The sequence below is a fragment of the Rhizobium sp. PDO1-076 genome (assembly GCF_000247475.1).
Taxonomy (GTDB): Bacteria; Pseudomonadota; Alphaproteobacteria; order Rhizobiales; family Rhizobiaceae; genus Allorhizobium.
The window spans coordinates 1-17,677 of record NZ_AHZC01000333.1 but is presented as its reverse complement, the minus strand read 5'-3'; the positions used below and the strand labels follow the sequence as shown (position 1 = coordinate 17,677).

The following is a 17,677-nucleotide window of genomic DNA, read 5'->3' as shown; positions in this document are numbered from 1 at the left end:
GCGTGGGATACCTGCGCCTTTCGTTCTTCGCCACAGGCGGAGCCCCACCGGCAGGACAAAGGCGCATGCGTCGTCCTGCCATCCGACTGACAAAAAGACGGCCACCCCAAGGGCAGAGCCGGAACGAACATGAAAGGATAAAAAATGTTCGCAGTCATCAAGACCGGCGGTAAGCAGTACCGCGTGAACGCCAACGACGTGCTGACCATCGAAAAGCTGGAAGCCGAAGCTGGTGCAACCATCGAATTCACCGAAGTTCTCGTTGTCGGCGAAGGTGCTGATGCCACGTTTGGCGCACCCTTCGTTGCTGGCGCGTCCGTCAAGGCAGAAGTTGTCGAACACAACCGTGGCAAGAAGGTCATCGCGTTCAAGAAGCGCCGTCGCCAGAATTCCAAGCGCACGCGCGGTCATCGCCAGCATCACACGGTCGTCCGTATCACGGACATCGTGGCAGCCTAACGGTCAACGAGAAACACGGTTTAAAGGAGAAATCCCATGGCACATAAAAAAGCTGGCGGTTCATCGCGCAACGGTCGCGATTCCAACTCCAAGCGCCTTGGCGTGAAGAAGTTCGGCGGCGAAGTCGTCATTCCAGGCAACATCATCCTGCGCCAGCGTGGCACGCAGTGGCATCCGGGCGCCAATGTCGGCCTCGGCAAGGATCACACCATTTTTGCTCTGACCGCCGGCAACGTCGCCTACCGTACGAAGGCCAATGGCCGCGTATACGTGTCTGTGATGCCGAAAGCGGCCGAAGCAGCAGAATAAAAGCCGGTAGCGTTTTAAACCAGCCGGCGTCTCATCGACCCGGCTGGCCGTACCAGGTTCAGTCTAGAAAAAAGGGGAGATGGGGCGCCATCTCCCCTCTTTTTTATGCCTTTTTTCAACCAGAAGGAGACTGAACCATGGACAGCTTACTGTTAAGGGACGACCAATCGCGGTCGCCCGAAGATCGGCCAAGGCCCGATCGGTCGAGAACCGATTGCCCCGTCTTGTTATCGCAACGGCTCGTTTTGCGCAGCCCGCACGTAGAAGACATCGACGCCCTTGCCCATCTCGCCAACAATGCCGCGATCGCCACCATGGTCTCGCGCATGCCGCATCCCTACACGGCAAAAGACGCCGCCGATTTTGTGCGACGCACGAATATTGGCGAGATTGGCAAGTGCGTCTACGCCATCACCAAAGCCGAAAACGGCGAATTCCTCGGTTGCTGCGCGCTGGAGCCGCATGCGGCGGATGAAGACACGCTGGAAATGGGCTACTGGCTGGGCGAACCCTATTGGAACCGCGGTTATGCCACGGAAGCGGCCCATGCCCTGATCGACATGGCCTTCCGCACCCGTGACATCGCCCGCATCGATGCGCGATGCCGGGTGACCAACATCGCCTCGCGCCGGGTCATCCAGAAATGCGGCTTCCAGTTCCAGGGCTCCGGCATGGTCGGCAACCTGGCCATGGGCGGCATGGTGCCGGTCGAATGGTACAGGCTCGATCGCAAGACCTGGCTGTCCCTGAAGAGCTGGGGGGAAATGCGATGAGCGCGCTGTTGAGCAAGCCCCGCAGCCGGACGCAGCGGACCGACATGCCGATGCCCGGCCCCTGCCCGGTCATCGAGACGGATCGCCTCGCCCTGCGCCCGCACAAGATCGGCGATGCCGATCCGATCGCAGCTTCTCTGGGGGATTTTGCCGTCGCCCGCATGCTGACGCGTGTGCCGGTCCCCTATGACCGGCAGGATGCGCTCGACTGGCTGAACACGGTGACATCCGGCCTGAAGCCGGACTGGTTCTTTGCCATTACCATGGCCGATGACGTGCATATCGGCACGGTGTCGGTCGAGTTGCGCCATGGCCTCTGGCATCTCGGCTACTGGCTGAACCGTTTCTACTGGGGCAAGGGGCTGATGAGCGAGGCGACGCAAGCCGTGCTCGATCATGTCTTCCGCCGCATGCCGCAGGCCGAAATCGCCGCCGGCGCCTTTGCCGACAATCCGGCCTCGTTCAAGGTGCTGGAAAAGCTCGGCTGCACGATTGTCGGGGTCAGCGACGTCTATTCCCTGTCGCGCAGCGCCATGGCACCGATGATCGACATGCGGATAACCCAGTCCGGCTTTCAAAGCCGCAACCGGGACCGCTAGTCCACCGATATCCGGGCGGTTCGCCGCCCGGGCAAACCTCAGGCGAGCTCCACCCAGACCGGGTAATGGTCGGAGGCGGTCGTCTCATTATCCACAAAGGCGGTCTTCAATCGTGAAACCAGGCCGCCGCTGACGAAACAGTAGTCGAGATGTTTGCGCACCGCACCGTCGGGACTGATCCAGCTATAGCCGTCCGCCGTCCGCGCCTTCAGATGCGCGGCCGCGTCGATCGGCCGGTCGGCGCGTGCCACACGGCCATAGAAAGCATCGTCCCGGCCGACCATCGCGATACATTCCGGCCCCTCCGGCTCCATGTTGAAATCGCCCATCAGCAGGTAGTCGGCGGGCAGCGCCGGATCCGGCACGGCGAACTCGCTGGCGCCGGTCAGCGCGCCGCCTTCGTCGACAAAGCCGTTGGCCCGCGCCTTCAGATAGGCGATCTGGGCCATGCGCTCGTCGGGAGAGACATGGTCGAGATGAACCGAATAGACACGCAACGCCCCGCCCGGCGCATCGATCACCGCCTCCTGCGCGCCACGCTGCAGGTTGAGCTTGTCGAAGGTGCGCGCTCGAGGCAGCAGAAGATTGCGCGCAGCCAGAACAGGAAAGCGCGACAGCACCATATTGCCGAACTGGAAACGCCGTTCGCGCAGCCGGCCCTCGACCATCGCATGATCGACCAGCACGTCGCTGGCCGCGCCGAAGGACGCGAAATACGCCGGAAACAGCGACGAGAAGGTTTCGACAAGATCGGCATGGCCATTGCGGACAAATCCGCGCGTCACCTCCTGCAGCGCGATCACGTCAGCCCCATCGACGGCGCGCGCAATGCGCTCCGGGTCAAAACGACCATCCTGGCCAATGCCATACTGGATGTTGTAGCTGACGAACTTCACGATACTCTTTGACCTCCGCCTCAACCGGCTATATCGATTGCCCCATCCATCCGCAAAACCAGACAGAAGATCAACGGCACCAAGATGAAATTTCTCGACGAAGCAAAAGTTTACATTCGCTCAGGCGACGGCGGCGCCGGCGCTGTGTCGTTTCGGCGCGAAAAATTCATCGAATTCGGCGGTCCGGACGGCGGTGACGGCGGCCGCGGCGGCGATGTCTGGGTCGAGGCCGTCAATGGCCTCAACACCCTGATCGATTTCCGCTTCCAGCAGCATTTCAAGGCGCAGACCGGTACCCATGGCATGGGCCGCAACCGCACCGGTGCCAATGGCGGCGATGTCACGCTGAGGGTGCCGGTCGGCACGCAGATCTTCGAGGAAGATTTCGAAACCCTGATCATCGACCTGACCGTGGAAGGCCAGCGCTTCCGGCTCGCCGCCGGCGGCAATGGCGGCTTCGGCAACGCCCATTTCAAGTCCGCCACCAATCAGGCGCCAACCTGGGCCAATCCGGGCCTCGAAGGCGAAGAAAAGAATGTCTGGCTGCGGCTGAAGCTGATCGCCGATGCTGGCCTTGTCGGCCTGCCCAATGCCGGCAAGTCGACCTTCCTTGCCGCCGTCACCCGCGCCCGGCCGAAGATCGCCAATTATCCCTTCACCACGCTGCATCCGAACCTCGGCGTCGCGACCATCGATGAGCGCGAGTTCATTCTGGCCGACATTCCCGGCCTGATCGAAGGCGCCCATGAGGGCATCGGCATCGGCGACCGGTTCCTCGGCCATGTCGAGCGTACCCGCGTGCTTCTGCATCTGGTCTCGTCCCAGGAAGAAGAGGTCGGCAAGGCCTACAAAACGGTCAAGCACGAGCTCGAAGCCTATGGCGGCGGGCTGGAAGACAAGGCCGAGATCGTCGCACTGTCGCAGATCGACGTGCTCGACGAGGCGGAACTGAAAAAGAAGATGGCCGAATTGAAGAAGGCCAGCGGCCAGACGCCGCTTCTGCTCTCGGCGATCACCGGCAAGGGCATGACCGATGCGCTACGTGCGCTGCGCGACGTCATCGTCTCGGCCGGCGGCAATCGCGAGCAGCCCCAGCGCCGCGAGAAAAACCGCAAGCACAGCCGTCCCGACAACCCTGCCGAGACAGAGGACGACCTCGACGGAGAAGGCGACGCGTAATGGCCACCAAGCTTCGCTCGCTCTCTCGCTGCAAGCGGATCGTGATCAAGATCGGCTCGGCGCTGCTGGTCGATCGTGCGTCCGGCCTGAACAAGGCCTGGCTTGATGCCATCTGCGACGATATCGCCGCCCTGAAGGCGCGCGGTACCGATGTTCTGGTCGTGTCCTCGGGCGCCATCGCCCTTGGCCGCACCGTGCTCGATCTGCCGAAAGGCGCTCTCAAACTCGAGGAAAGCCAGGCGGCAGCAGCCGTTGGCCAGATTGCGCTCGCCCGCCACTGGTCGGAAAGCCTGTCGCGCGCGTCGATCGTGGCCGGCCAGATCCTGCTGACCCTGGGCGACACGGAAGAGCGCCGGCGTTATCTCAACGCCCGCGCCACGCTCCAGCAACTCCTGAAGATCGGCGCCATACCGATCATCAACGAGAACGACACCGTCGCCACCACCGAAATTCGCTACGGCGACAATGACCGGCTGGCCGCCCGCGTCGCCACCATGGCGGGCGCCGACCTCTTGATCCTGCTGTCGGATATCGACGGCCTTTATACCGCCCCACCGCATCTCGACCCGAATGCGCGTTTCCTCGAGACGATCGACGACATCACACCGGAGATCGAGGCCATGGCCGGCGGTGCCGCCTCCGAACTGTCGCGCGGCGGTATGCGCACCAAAATCGATGCCGGCAAGATCGCCACCAGCGCCGGTTGCGCCATGATCATCGCCTCGGGCAAGACCATGAACCCGCTGGCAGGCATCGAGAATGGCGCGCGTCATTCCTGGTTCTCCGCCTCGAAGTCGCCGGTCACCGCCCGCAAGACCTGGATCGCCGGCCAGCTCCAGCCGGCAGGCGAACTGCATGTCGATGCGGGTGCGCAAGGCGCCCTGAAGGCCGGCAAGAGCCTGCTGCCCGCCGGCATGCGCTCCGTCGCCGGACAGTTCCATCGGGGAGACACCGTCTCCGTCATCGGCGTCGAAGGTCGCGAAATTGCCCGTGGGCTCGCGGGCTACGATGCCGAGGAAGCGCGCCGCATCTGTGGCCGCAAGTCCAATGAAATCGAGGCCATTCTCGGTTATGCCGGCCGTGCCGCCATGATCCACCGGGACGATCTCGTCATGACCGAACTCGGCGGCCGCCAGGACACCCTGGCCAAGGAACCGGCCGACAAGAAGCTGGCGGACAGGGAACTGGCCGAGAATGACAGGAAAGATGCAGCCCATGCTTGAGACCGCAGCCAATGGCAATTCCGTCGAAGCCCTGATGCTGGATATCGGCCGGCGCGCCAGGGCCGCGGCCAGGCCACTGGCCAACACATCGACCGACGCCAAGAATGCTGCGCTGCGCGCCATGGCCGATGCGCTTGTCGCGGCCGAAGCCGACATTCTCGCCGCCAATGTCATCGACCTGAAGAACGCCGCCGACACCGGCGTCGCCGCCTCCTTCATCGATCGTTTGACGCTGAACGCATCGCGCATCGCCGGCATCGCACAGTCTTTGCGCGAAATCGCCGAGCTGCCCGATCCGGTCGGCTCGATCATCGCCGAATGGGATCGCCCCAACGGCCTGCATATCGAACGCGTGCGCACGCCGCTTGGCGTCATCGGCGTCATCTATGAAAGCCGCCCGAATGTGACGGCCGATGCCGGCGCCCTGTGCCTCAAGGCCGGCAATGCCGTGATCCTGCGCGGCGGCTCGGACTCGGTCAATTCCTCGCGCGCCATCCATGCCTGCCTGGTCAAGGGCCTGGTCGCAGCCGGCCTGCCCGCCGATGCCATCCAGCTCGTGCCGACCACCGATCGCGCCGCCGTCGGCGCCATGCTGTCCGGCCTCGACAATGCGATCGATGTCATCGTGCCCCGCGGCGGCAAGAACCTGGTCGCCCGCGTCCAGTCGGAAGCCCGGGTTCCGGTCTTTGCCCATCTCGAAGGTCTTTGCCACGTCTATGTCGATGCGTCCGCCGATCTCGACATGGCGACCAAGATCGTCGTCAATTCCAAGATGCGCCGCACCGGCGTCTGCGGCTCGGCCGAAACGCTGCTCATCGACAGCGGCGCGATCGCCACGCATCTCAAGCCACTGCTGGAAGCACTGACCGAAGCCGGCTGCGAGATCCGCGCCTCGGCCACGGTCCTGCGCGTTTTTCCCGGTCTGAAGACTGCAACTGAGGAAGACTGGCGCACCGAATATCTCGATGCGATCATCGCGGTTGCCATCGTCGACGGCGTTTCCGGCGCCATCGACCATATCGCGCGCTATTCGTCCAATCACACCGAGGCAGTGATCGCCGAGGATCCGCAGGTGGTCGAACGTTTCTTCAACGAGGTCGATTCCGCCATTCTGCTCCACAATGCCTCGACCCAGTTTGCCGATGGCGGCGAATTCGGCATGGGCGGCGAGATCGGCATTGCCACCGGAAAGATGCATGCCCGCGGCCCCGTCGGCGTCGAACAGCTGACATCGTTCAAATACCGGGTGCGCGGCACCGGCCAGGTCCGGCCCTGAACCCGGCCCCGAACATCGTGGAACAGGAACAGGTCGCCCACCGCCACCGCGTCATGCCCCATGTCGAGCGGGGCATGGTCGTCGGCCTGTTCGGCGGCTCGTTCAACCCGCCGCATCAGGGCCATGTGCTCGTGGCCGAGATCGCCCTGCGCCGCCTCGGCCTCGACCAGCTGTGGTGGATGGTCACGCCCGGCAATCCGCTGAAGAGCCGCCGCGAGCTGGCGCCGCTCGCGCAGCGACTGGCGCTCTGCGAGGCCATGGCCGCCGATCCGCGCATCAAGGTCACCGCTTTCGAGCAGGCGCTGGGCACCAGCTACACCGCCCGCACGCTGGATTTCATCCGCAGCCGCAATCCGCATGTGCATTTCGTCTGGATCATGGGCGCCGACAATCTCGCCGGTTTCCACCACTGGCAGCGCTGGCAGAAGATCGCCACCACCTTCCCGATCGCCGTGATCGACAGGCCCGGCTCGACGCTGTCTTATCTCTCGTCGAAAATGGCCCGCACCTTCGACTATGCCCGCATCGATGAGGATGATGCCGGCGTGCTCTGGCGCAAGCCCGCGCCGGCCTGGACCTTCATTCACGGCCCGCGCTCGACGCTCAGTTCGTCGGCCCTTCGCGCCGCAGCCGAAGCGTGAGCGGACGGTTGTTCCAATTCATTTGTCTGTCTTGAAAGATTAACGGATCGATGCCACCTTTTACTGTGATTTCCTCATCAGGGAATCACAGACGTGCTGTTCTGTTATACCAAGGAAAGGAAGACCTCTGACAACAGTGCACACCAAGGGAAGAGCGCATGGCGCGATCCCGAAAAGCCCGGAACGTGGCGTCGATGCCGCAGCCCGCGCGCTTGAGCTGGTCCTCTCGAGCCTCGAGGACTCAAAGGCAGAAGACATCGTCTCGATCAACATCGCAGGCAAGTCCGCACTGGGCGACTACATGGTGGTCGTATCCGGACGGTCGAACCGGCATGTGACGGCGATCAGCGAACACCTTATCTCCGACATGAAGGACGAAGGCCTGGGTTATGCCCGCGTCGAAGGTCTGGAAGTGGGCGATTGGGTCCTGATCGACATCGGAGACATCATCGTGCATGTATTCCGTCCCGAAATCCGCGAGTTCTACAATATCGAAAGAATGTGGGCCGCTCCGGACATCGAGGAAGGACGCCTGCACTAGCGCAAGTCCAGCAGAACTGCACAGCGGTTTTGCAGCCGGAATTGCGTGCAAAAACACAGATGGAGCATTGCGGGTGATGCTGTTTTCACCGGAAATGTTCTAGCAACGGCCAGCCGTCCCTCTGGACGGTCCCGAAGCCGGAGTGACGCGGCAAGCGCCTGCTTTGCCGGACAGTTGGTTTTGTGACCCAAGGACGAGGAACGCCGTCATGAAAATTGGCATTTACGCCGTGGGCCGGCTGAAGGCTGGACCGGAGAAGGAACTCGCATCCCGTTATCTGGACCGCTTCGCCAAGGCTGGTCCCGCCTGCGGGCTGGAATTTACCCGCTCCGTCGAGCTCAACGAAAGTCGCGCCGGCAATGCCGACACCCGCAAGCGCGAGGAAGGTGCCGAGCTTTCCCGCAATGTGCCCGACGGTGCCCTGATCGTCGTGCTCGACGAACGCGGCAAGGCCTTTGACAGCCCGGAATTCGCAAAATTCATCGGCGATGCCGCCGACAATGGCCAGCGCGACATGGCCTTCATCATCGGTGGTGCCGATGGCGTCGATCCCGAATTGCGCGACCGGGCAAGGCTCGTGCTCAATCTCGGCCGCCTGACCTGGCCGCATCAGCTGGTCCGCATCCTGCTGGCCGAACAGCTCTACCGCGCCGTCACCATCCTCACCGGACACCCTTATCACCGCGTTTGACGGCACCGGCGCAATGCCGCTTTGCCTGCGCGGCAAATCAGCGTATTTTCCCGCCGAACCGGGATCATCCTTTGCCAGCGAAAACCATCCAGACTGCCCTGCCTGCCCAGACTGGCATGAGCGAACCGCGTCGCCGAAAGCCGCGCGCGTGGCCGCCGATGGTTTGCAGCGTCACCGTTTCGACCATCGCCGTGTTGACGCTCGCCCTTTCGTCCGCCACGCCGCTGTCCGTCGTCAGGGCGCAGGAGCCCGCGGCAACCACCGGCTCCACCCCGCCGGCCGCAGAGACCGGCGCGCGCAATCCGTCAGCCGCCGCTGCGCCGACAAATGCGGAAGTCGAACTGCGGACAAAGCGTGACCAGATCGGCCGTGAACTGCAGGAAATCTCGCAGAGCATGCGCCTGTCGAATGACAAGTCCGCCGAACTGCAGAAAAGCATCGACGCGCTGGCCAAGACCACCGAAAGCCTGAAGACGGCGCTGATCGAGTCCGCCACCCGTCGCAAGGACATCGAGAAACAGATCACCAGCGGCGAAAAGCGGCTCGCCGGCATCGGCATCAAGGAGGATGCCATCCGCGCCTCGTTCCGCGAGCGGCGTGCGATCCTGGCCGAAGTACTGGCTGCCCTGCAGCGCATGGGTCGCAACCCGCCACCCGCTCTGCTGGTCAGCCCCGAGGATGCGCTGGCCTCCGTGCGCACCGCGATCCTGCTCGGTTCGGTGGTTCCGGGCATGCGCCAGCAGACCGACAAGCTTGCCGCCGATCTCAAAGAGTTGATCGACCTTCGCCAGGCCGGCAAGACGGAAATGGACCAGCTCGTTGCGGCCATATCCAGCCGCCAGGAGGAGGAACGGCGCATGGATCTGCTGCTTGCCGAAAACGATCGGCTGGCGCGCACCAACACCCTGCAGCTGCAGGCGGAACGCAAGCAATCAGAAGCACTTGCCGAACGCGCATCGACCATGGAAGCGCTGATTCAGTCACTGGAAAACGAGATCCTCTCATCGCGCCAGGCGGCCGAAATGGCCCGCGCCGAAGAGGCGAGACGCGACCAGATGACCGAGGAACAGAGGACCCGCGCCCGCGAACTCGCGCAGTCCGGATTGCCCGATAAAAACCGTATTGCGCCAGCATATCCCTTCTCGGAACTGCAGCAGAAACTGGAATTGCCGGCCGCCGGCGAGACCCTGCGGCAGTTTGGTGATCCGGACGGAACCGGCCATCAGGCGCAGGGCATGGTCATTGCCTCGTCGCCGGGAGCGCTGGTCACTGCACCGGCAGACGCATGGGTGGTATTTGCAGGAAATTTCCGCAGTTACGGTCAGATGATCATTCTGAACACGGGCGACGGCTATCATATGGTGCTGTCCGGAATGGACCGGATCAACACCAGTCAGGGCAAGTTCGTGCTTTCCGGTGAACCCCTCGCGACCATGGGGGAAAAAAGAGTGGCAAGCGCCACTGCTTTGGCGCTGGAAACCGATCGCCCGACACTTTACATAGAACTTCGGAAAGACGGAAAACCGGTTGATTCCCGCCCCTGGTGGGTCGGAGGCGATTCTGGAAAGGCACAGAATGATTCGTAGAGCTTCTCTTCTACTCGTCGGCGCACTGATGGGCGCAACCGCGATGAGCGTCATTTACTCGGCTGGTGTCCCCGCGCAGGCGGCTGGCCCTTCCACCTACAAGGAACTGTCGATTTTCGGCGACGTGTTCGAGCGCATCCGCGCCCAGTATGTCACGCCGCCGGATGAGGAAAAACTGGTTGAGAGCGCCATCAACGGCATGCTCACCTCGCTGGACCCGCATTCCGTCTACATGAACGCCAAGGACGCGGCCGACATGCAGACCCAGACCCGCGGCGAGTTCGGCGGCATCGGCATCGAGGTGACGATGGAAGAGGAACTGGTCAAGGTCATCACCCCGATCGATGATACGCCTGGTTCCAAGGCCGGCATCCTCGCTGGCGACTTCATCTCCGAGATCAACGGCGAATCGGTGCGCGGCCTCAAGCTTGAGGAAGCCGTTGAGAAGATGCGTGGCGCGGTCAACACCGCGATCAAGCTGACCATCCTGCGCAAGGGTGCCGACAAGCCGATTGAGCTCAGCGTGACGCGCGAAATCATCCCGATCCGCGCCGTCAAGTCGCGCGTCGAAGGCGACGTCGGTTATCTGCGCGTCATCTCGTTCACCGAGAAGACCTATGACGACCTGGAAGCTGCGATCGAGAAGATCAAGAAGGACGTTCCGGCCGACAAGCTGAAGGGCTTCGTTCTCGATCTGCGTCTCAATCCGGGCGGTCTGCTCGATCAGGCGATCTATGTCTCGGACGCCTTCCTCGAGCGTGGCGAAGTGGTTTCCACCCGTTCGCGCGATCCGGAAGACACCCGTCGCTTCAACGCCAGCGCAGGCGACCTCACCGACGGCAAGCCGCTGGTCGTTCTCGTCAACGGCGGCTCGGCCTCGGCGTCTGAAATCGTCGCCGGCGCCCTGCAGGACCTGAAGCGCGCCACCGTTCTCGGCACCCGCTCCTTCGGCAAGGGCTCCGTCCAGACCATCATCCCGATGGGCGAAAAGGGTGCGCTGCGCCTGACCACGGCGCTCTATTACACGCCGTCGGGCAAGTCGATCCAGGGCACCGGCATCGAGCCGGACATCAAGGTCGAACAGCCGCTGCCGGAAGAACTGCAGGGCAAGGTGCGCTCCGAGGGTGAATCGGCTCTGCCGGGTCACATCAAGGGCCAGAACGAAAACGACGAAGGTTCGGGTTCTGTCGCCTATGTTCCGCCGGAAGCCAAGGACGACGTCCAGCTGAACTATGCCCTCGACCTGCTGCGCGGCGTCAAGACGGACCCGGCCTTCCCGGCCGATCCGCAAAAGGCCTCGCTGCAGTAATCGAACAAGCCATCGCCTGCGCCCCAACGGGCGCGGGCGCCTGGGTTTTGACCCGTCGATAGCCGTTGGAATTCCCGCATGGATCTGCATGCACCGCTCGGCCAGGAGCGAAAAGGCGGAAGTCGCGTCAAGCGACGGTTCCGCCTTTCGGTATTGGGCTCCACGGCAGCCGTGCTGGCGCTTGTCGGCTTTTCCGCTCTGACCGCCCTATCCCCGCTTCCCCTTCAGGGCACCCCGCCGATCAATCTGGCCGGCGCCGACAAAGAAACCCCGATTGTCGTCGCCGAAGAAAAGACCGCCCTCGACGAAGCAGGCTCGGGCCTCAGCCGCAGCCGACCGCAGGACGGCGCCAACGTCGAGCGCACCGTGACCGACGACGGCTCCGTCGTGACCAAATACACGCCCAAGCCACGCGACGGCGAAGGCCCGGTGATCATCGGATCGCACATCCAGGATCCGCGCCTGGCCGGCCAGCCGAATGACGATCTGCTCGAGGACAGCCCTGAAGGCCGTCTGCCGATCATTGGTACCGATGGTTTGAAACCGGTCGAATTTTACGCCCGCCCCTGGTCCGGCGCCCGCGGCAACCGCATCGCCATCGTCATCGGCGGCATCGGGCTCAGCCAGACCGGCAGCCAGAAGGCCATCCGCGAGCTGCCCGACGACGTGACGCTCGCCTTTGCCGCCACCGGCAACAGCCTCACCCGCTGGATGCAGGAAGCCCGCCGCAAGGGTCATGAAGTCGTGCTCCAGGTGCCGATGGAGCCTTTCGACTATCCCAACAACGATCCCGGTCGCGGCACGCTGGTGGCCGAAAAGAACAAGGCCACAAATCTCGCCAACCTGCATCAGGCAATGGCCCAGATCACCAACTACACCGGCATCATGAACTATATGGGCGCCCGCTTCCTCTCCGACGAGAAGGCCATGGACCCGATCATGCGCGATATCGGCAATCGCGGCCTGCTTTTCCTCGACGATGGCTCGACCGCCCGCTCGCTTTCTGGCGACTTCGCCAAGGCGATCGGCATTCCCCATGCCTTCGGCGACGTGATGATCGACGCCCAGTTGGATCGCAAGGCGATCCTCGCCAAGCTCGATGAACTGGAACGCATTGCCCAGCGCAACGGCCAGGCGATCGGTATCGGCTCAGCCTTCGACGAGACGATTTCAGCCGTCGCCGAATGGCGCGAAGAGGCGGTCGCCCGCGGCATCGAGATCGTCGGCGTCTCGGCCCTGACCACCGACAACAAGCCTTGAGGACATCATGAAAAAATCCCCCGCCCCATCGGTCAAGGCCGAGGATCTGCCCTACCGTCCCTGCGTCGGCATCATGGTGCTGAACGGCCAGGGCCTGGTCTGGGCCGGCCGCCGTTTGGTCGAAGGCAATTCGGAATATGACGGCTCGCCGCAACTCTGGCAGATGCCGCAGGGCGGCATCGACGCCGGCGAGGATGCCCTGCCGGCCGCCATCCGCGAGCTATACGAGGAAACCGGCATGAAGACCGTCTCGCTGCTTGCCGAAGCCAGCCGCTGGATCAACTACGACCTGCCCGCCGAACTGATCGGCATCGGCTTGCGTGGCAAATACCGGGGCCAGACCCAGCGCTGGTTCGCCTTCCGCTTCGAAGGCGACGAGAGTGAGATCGCCATCAACCCGCCCCCCGGCGGCCACCAGGCCGAATTCGATGCCTGGGAATGGAAGCCGATGCAGGATCTGCCAGGACTGATCGTACCGTTCAAGCGCGGTGTTTATGAGCAGGTCGTGGCGGAATTCGCCCATCTGGCCGGCTGAATTCGAACACCCTGTCCTCGGCAGATCTCGACCCGGTAGCGCTGGACGCCCCTGAGACATTTCGCACGTCGCACACAAAACGCGATGCGCCATAGCATCTCAATGCAGCGTCAGCACCCATGCCAGCACCCCTGCACCGGCTGTGCAACACCCGCAGCACAAGCGAGCGCGTTTCCGTTCCGAAAGTCAGGTCCGGGGCTTGCGATTCCAGCAAAAGCGTGAACCGGTTTTCGCCGGAAATGCCCCAGTTCGGTAGGCTCCACCGACACTTGGTATCTCGCCCGGATGGCAAGTCGAACAATTCCAGATATTTGCCAAACTAAATATTGACAGTCCTACTCATATTTATCCCCCGGTTAACATGACTCTTTGAGTCATGTTAACCGGGGGATAGGTTATGCGTTCGACTGTCGGGCCGCTTGCTGCGGTTCTCGTGGGAATGGTGGGCACTGCGGCAGTGTATGCGCAGGAGGCCGACACGGTTCTCAATCCAATCGTGATTTCAGGCAAGAGCGACCGCCTGTGCCTGCCGGCGGGACAGACACGCGTCGAGGGTGACAGACGTCCGCTCTGCGTCGGCGAAGGCATTGCCCGCGGCAACGTGCCGGGCGACACATTCGACCGCAATCAGCTCGACCGCCTGCCAAGCGGCTCGCAGGCGCAGGATTTCGTCAAGCGGCTTCCCGGTGTCATGACCGGCGGCGCACCGGGCGAAGACAAGGATGCCCGCGTTCTCGGCATGGACAAGGAATATACCCGCACCTCGATCGACGGCATCGTGCTGCCGGACGGCGGCGAAAAGCGCGAGTTCAATCTCGACAGCCTGCCGGCCGGGCTTGTCGACTCCGTCGAGGTGATCCGCGGTCGTCGCGCCGACATGGAAGCCGATGGCCTTGCCGGACGCATAGAGGTCAAGCTGGCCGAAATCCCGGAAACACCGCGGTATGAGGTCCACAACGCGATCGGCGGCAGTTCCGACGGCTTGACCCTGTTTGATCTCGGCGCGATCGGCGGCGGCATGTATTCCGACAATTTCGGCGCCCAGGGTGGCCTGACACGGGCGCGCAATTCCAACAGCAAGACCAAGGAAAAATTCACCGCGACCGGACTTCTTTCCGAAGCCGAGGACGAAAACAAGTCGATGAATACCTTCGGCGCGCTCGCCGATATCCTGTGGCAGAACGATGCCAATGCCGTCCATTTGAAACCTTTGCTTCTCGGACTCGATGAAGACAAGGACAAGATCAAATACAAATACAAGGCCAACGGCTCCGGCAACGGAAGCGAGACGGAAGTCGAGCAGAAGGAAAAGCGGACCTATGGTGCGAGCGGCTCCTGGCGGCACGATTTCGACACCTGGGTCGGCGCGAGCGTCGAGGTGCTGGCGGGCAATTACCGCACCACCGAAAAGAAGGACAAGGGCAAGCGCATCTTCAACGCTGCCGGCGTTGAAACGACCAACAAATACGAGACGGAAATCGAGGACAAGCTCGACCGCGTCACCTTTAGCCAGGTTGATCTGCTGTTGCCGTTCGAGCTTGGCGGCGTGCAGCATGATGTAAAGACCGGCGCTCTGGTCCGTATCCGCGACCGGACCAAGGAAAAGCAGAAGACGGTCGGTGGCGTTGTCCAGGCACTGGATGCCAAGGAAGTCTATGCGATCGATGAAACGGTCTGGGCCGGCTATGTCCTCGATGAAATCACCTTCGACAACGGATTGACCATCGCGCCGGGCCTGCGTTTTGAAGCAAGCGACCTCGACGCCGCGATTGCCGATGGCACGACCGGTGGCGGCAATGTCTTCGACGTCCTGCCGTCCTTGCCAGTGCATTTCCAGGCGACCGAGGAATGGGCCGTCGATGCCAGCGTCGCGCGCCTGGTCAACCGGCCGAAATTCGACAACCTGATCCCGCAGAATTCCGACACGCTGCTCGGCAATCCCGATCTCGACCCCGAGCGCGCCTGGGCTTTCGATGCAAGCGTCACCTACGAGACGAGCGACATGGAACTGTCCTTCGGGCTTTTCCACCGCGCGATCGAGGACCTGATGGAAACGGTCGATACCGGCACGCTCAACAGCGATGGTGACAGCGTCTACCAGTACCAGAACGTCGGCAATGGCTGGACCAATGGCATCATCCTCAGCCAGCGCATCAGCCTCTCGGCGCTGGACGTGCCTGTCGTCAGCGGCTTCTCCGTATTTGCAACGCAGACATTTGCCCGCAGCAAGGTCACCCAGGCTGACGGCACGACACGCGAATTCAAGGAACAGGCGCCGTTCTTCGCCGATGTCGCGCTGGAATGGACGGATCCGAGCGACAGACTCTCGCTGTCCGCCGGCCTCGGCTACACCGCCCGGATCGATTCCGCCGGTGACAGCGCCAATGAAACCCGCGACGCGGAACTCTCGCTCGACCTTGCGATGAATTACCAGCTCACCGAGACATTCGAACTCTATGCACTCGCCAAGAACGTCACCGGAACCGAGCGTGTCAGCCACAAGGCGGACGGCACGACGGAAATCCAGGAAGGCGTGAAGAGCTATTTCGCCGGCATCCGCGCAAAATTCTAACCCAACTCAGCCCGGCCCGTCATCTCCGGCGGGCCGGGCAAGCCAACATCACTCCCGTCTGGAATGGTCATGCAGGTGCTGGAAAAAGAAGGACAGATCGCAGCGACAGCGGGCAGCAGCCACTGTCCTCGCGCGCCGCTTCCAGCGCTGATCTGGGAGTTGCTCACCATGATGCTGGCGCATCCATGGCTTCTGGCGCTGACCGTTCTTCCCAATATCGTCACGCCGGCCATCGCCCCGGTACAGGCCTGGTTCGCCAAGGAAGTCCTGCTTGAGATTTCGCAAGGGGAAAGGCTGTTCAGCCTGGTCGAACTGCTGACCTATACCCCCTATGCCATCGCAATCTTTCTCGGCCTCTCGCTTCTGCATATCGTCGAGAAGGTGACCAACCGCATGTATGACGATCGCCTGTTGATCGACGTCCAGCGCCGATGGTTCGAAATCCGCGGCGATGGCGATCCGGGCAACCATGTCGCCAAGGCGACCAATGACTGCAAGAACGTCGTCAAGCTCTTCGACCTGGCACAGAAGGACATGTGGGTCGTCCTGGTCGGCGTCCCGGCCGTGCTGATCTGGCAAACGACCCTGTCTCCCGAATTGCTGCCGGCATTGCTGGTATCGGCGCTCGTGCCATTCCTCGCGTCGCTGACATTCGGCACCCTGATCCAGCGGCTCAGCCATACCGGGCTGGTGCTGTTCGGCAGCGTCAGCTCCGCCGTGGCCGATGGCGACCGGCTGAAGCTCCACCGCGAGCAGGAAAAGCTCTATTCGAACCGCATCCGCTTCGAGCTCTACAAACAGGCCAGCGAGGCGATCAGTGACTTCGCCTTCTGGGTTTCGCTGGTTTTCCTGCTCATCATGTCGCTCAGCGGCCTGTGGAAACTCCTGCCGGAGCAACTGTCGGCCGTCCAGATCGGCGTCTTCCTGGTCAATTTGAAGCTGCTCAACCAGCCCTTGAGCGCGGTCACCAAGATGCACAACAAGATCCGCGAATGCTGGCCATCGGTCAGGCGCGCGCTTCGCCCGCATGAAACCCGCGCAGAGGAGATCGCCCTGTGACCTGCCGGACAAGATGCACCTGCCACGACATTGACGAGGAGACCTTCCGCGCCGCCTGCCGCGCCGGGGCCCACAACGTCAAGACCTGCTTCAGATCCATCGGATGCATGCCCAAGTGCAACAACTGCATTCCGCTGGTGAGAAGTGTGCTGAGCGAGTTTGATCACTCGGCACAGACAACAGTCGCTTTAGTGGCGACTAAACTGCAAGCTTCAAAAAGTGAGGATACATATGAAGCAGATGTTCAAGACCAAAATCGCCCACATGCTGGACAATGGGGACAAGCTGGAGCTTGAAGCCTTCGTCGAGGCCACCGGCCATGACGATGCTTTCGCTCAGGCACAGCAGCGGCTGCAGGCCGTTGTTGCGGAACTGGCCGGCAAGGGTGAAATCGATATCGACAAGAGCAAGGTCGAACTCGGTGCTCACAAGCACTAGGACGGGCCAGATCATGACGATGCACGAAAGCAAAGTTCTTCTGAACTCGTTCTGGGATCTCTCGGTCGATGTTCAGCAAGCCGTTGCCCGCTTTCTCGTCGGCTCCAAACTCGGGGAAATCATCGTCGCAAAGGCGCATGGTGTCACCGAGGTAGAGATCAACTATTTCCGCCATGGCGCGGTCTATAAGCTGATCTGGGACGACACCACCGGGAAACTCCTGGGTGGCACGGAAGCAGTCGTGATCAACGACGTTCTCTCCCGGCTGACGCCGGAGGCGCGCAAGATCGTCGAGGCGGGTGGCCACTCCATCCGCAACCTCAAGATCAAG

The 17,677-nt window shown here is 62.3% G+C and carries 19 protein-coding genes; 18 read left to right on the top strand and 1 reads right to left on the bottom strand.

The genetic code is table 11. The annotated features are described in order from the left end of the window. Positions 1-144: 144 nt before the first annotated feature. The 4 genes from rplU (at position 145) to PDO_RS16380 (ending at position 2,140) form a co-directional block, all read left to right on the top strand. Positions 145-459 (top strand): 50S ribosomal protein L21, encoded by a 315-nt coding sequence (gene rplU, locus PDO_RS16395; RefSeq protein ID WP_007604273.1) that lies wholly within the window; start codon positions 145-147, stop codon positions 457-459. Between the two features lie 36 nt (positions 460-495). Beyond that, positions 496-768: a 50S ribosomal protein L27 gene (gene rpmA / locus PDO_RS16390; RefSeq protein WP_007604271.1), complete on the top strand. Its 273-nt coding sequence runs from the start codon at positions 496-498 to the stop codon at positions 766-768. A gap of 137 nt (positions 769-905) precedes the next feature. Further along, a complete protein-coding gene (locus PDO_RS16385; RefSeq protein ID WP_007604270.1) occupies positions 906-1,541 on the top strand; it encodes a GNAT family N-acetyltransferase in 636 nt (211 codons plus the stop codon). Then, positions 1,538-2,140 (top strand): GNAT family N-acetyltransferase, encoded by a 603-nt coding sequence (locus tag PDO_RS16380; RefSeq protein ID WP_007604269.1) that lies wholly within the window; start codon positions 1,538-1,540, stop codon positions 2,138-2,140. The genes PDO_RS16385 and PDO_RS16380 overlap by 4 nt, the downstream gene beginning before the upstream one ends. A 38-nt stretch (positions 2,141-2,178) precedes the next feature. Here PDO_RS16380 and PDO_RS16375 read toward each other — a convergent pair whose 3' ends face one another. Beyond that, entirely contained in the window at positions 2,179-3,036 is an 858-nt protein-coding gene (locus PDO_RS16375) for an endonuclease/exonuclease/phosphatase family protein (protein ID WP_007604268.1), read from the bottom strand. A gap of 84 nt (positions 3,037-3,120) precedes the next feature. Here PDO_RS16375 and obgE point away from each other — a divergent pair, with 84 nt between their 5' ends. From obgE to PDO_RS16305, 14 genes are all read left to right on the top strand, one after another. Beyond that, positions 3,121-4,215: a GTPase ObgE gene (gene obgE / locus PDO_RS16370; RefSeq protein WP_007604266.1), complete on the top strand. Its 1,095-nt coding sequence runs from the start codon at positions 3,121-3,123 to the stop codon at positions 4,213-4,215. After that, positions 4,215-5,438 carry a glutamate 5-kinase gene (gene proB / locus PDO_RS16365; protein ID WP_007604259.1) on the top strand — a complete coding sequence of 408 codons (1,224 nt, stop codon included), beginning with the start codon at positions 4,215-4,217 and terminating at the stop codon, positions 5,436-5,438. Before obgE ends, proB begins: the two co-directional genes overlap by 1 nt. After that, positions 5,431-6,714, top strand: a complete 1,284-nt coding sequence (locus PDO_RS16360; protein ID WP_007604248.1) for a glutamate-5-semialdehyde dehydrogenase — start codon at positions 5,431-5,433, stop codon at positions 6,712-6,714. The genes proB and PDO_RS16360 overlap by 8 nt, the downstream gene beginning before the upstream one ends. Before the next feature lie 53 nt (positions 6,715-6,767). Beyond that, complete coding sequence (locus PDO_RS16355; protein WP_192814379.1) at positions 6,768-7,355, top strand: nicotinate-nucleotide adenylyltransferase; 588 nt, start codon at positions 6,768-6,770, stop codon at positions 7,353-7,355. A 106-nt stretch (positions 7,356-7,461) separates the two neighbouring features. Then, complete coding sequence (gene rsfS / locus PDO_RS16350) at positions 7,462-7,896, top strand: ribosome silencing factor (RefSeq protein ID WP_037074483.1); 435 nt, start codon at positions 7,462-7,464, stop codon at positions 7,894-7,896. 208 nt (positions 7,897-8,104) lie between these two features. Continuing rightward, positions 8,105-8,587 (top strand): 23S rRNA (pseudouridine(1915)-N(3))-methyltransferase RlmH, encoded by a 483-nt coding sequence (gene rlmH / locus PDO_RS16345; protein WP_007604242.1) that lies wholly within the window; start codon positions 8,105-8,107, stop codon positions 8,585-8,587. A 158-nt stretch (positions 8,588-8,745) separates the two neighbouring features. Beyond that, positions 8,746-10,173, top strand: coding sequence for a murein hydrolase activator EnvC family protein (locus PDO_RS16340; protein ID WP_007604240.1), 1,428 nt, complete (start codon positions 8,746-8,748; stop codon positions 10,171-10,173). Continuing rightward, positions 10,163-11,482, top strand: coding sequence for a S41 family peptidase (locus PDO_RS16335; protein ID WP_007604238.1), 1,320 nt, complete (start codon positions 10,163-10,165; stop codon positions 11,480-11,482). The genes PDO_RS16340 and PDO_RS16335 overlap by 11 nt, the downstream gene beginning before the upstream one ends. 78 nt (positions 11,483-11,560) lie before the next feature. Next, entirely contained in the window at positions 11,561-12,742 is a 1,182-nt protein-coding gene (locus PDO_RS16330; protein ID WP_007604236.1) for a divergent polysaccharide deacetylase family protein, read from the top strand. A 7-nt stretch (positions 12,743-12,749) separates the two neighbouring features. After that, positions 12,750-13,277 carry an RNA pyrophosphohydrolase gene (locus tag PDO_RS16325; RefSeq protein WP_007604235.1) on the top strand — a complete coding sequence of 176 codons (528 nt, stop codon included), beginning with the start codon at positions 12,750-12,752 and terminating at the stop codon, positions 13,275-13,277. Positions 13,278-13,674: 397 nt separating this feature from the next. Further along, a complete protein-coding gene (locus tag PDO_RS16320) occupies positions 13,675-15,849 on the top strand; it encodes a TonB-dependent receptor plug domain-containing protein (RefSeq protein ID WP_007604234.1) in 2,175 nt (724 codons plus the stop codon). A gap of 69 nt (positions 15,850-15,918) precedes the next feature. Further along, positions 15,919-16,908, top strand: coding sequence for an ABC transporter ATP-binding protein (locus PDO_RS16315; protein ID WP_141649928.1), 990 nt, complete (start codon positions 15,919-15,921; stop codon positions 16,906-16,908). Between the two features lie 240 nt (positions 16,909-17,148). After that, positions 17,149-17,346, top strand: coding sequence for a hypothetical protein (locus PDO_RS16310; RefSeq protein ID WP_141649927.1), 198 nt, complete (start codon positions 17,149-17,151; stop codon positions 17,344-17,346). A 13-nt stretch (positions 17,347-17,359) separates the two neighbouring features. Then, positions 17,360-17,677, top strand: a 318-nt coding sequence (locus PDO_RS16305; protein ID WP_007604231.1) for a hypothetical protein, incomplete at its 3' end; no start/stop codon positions are given.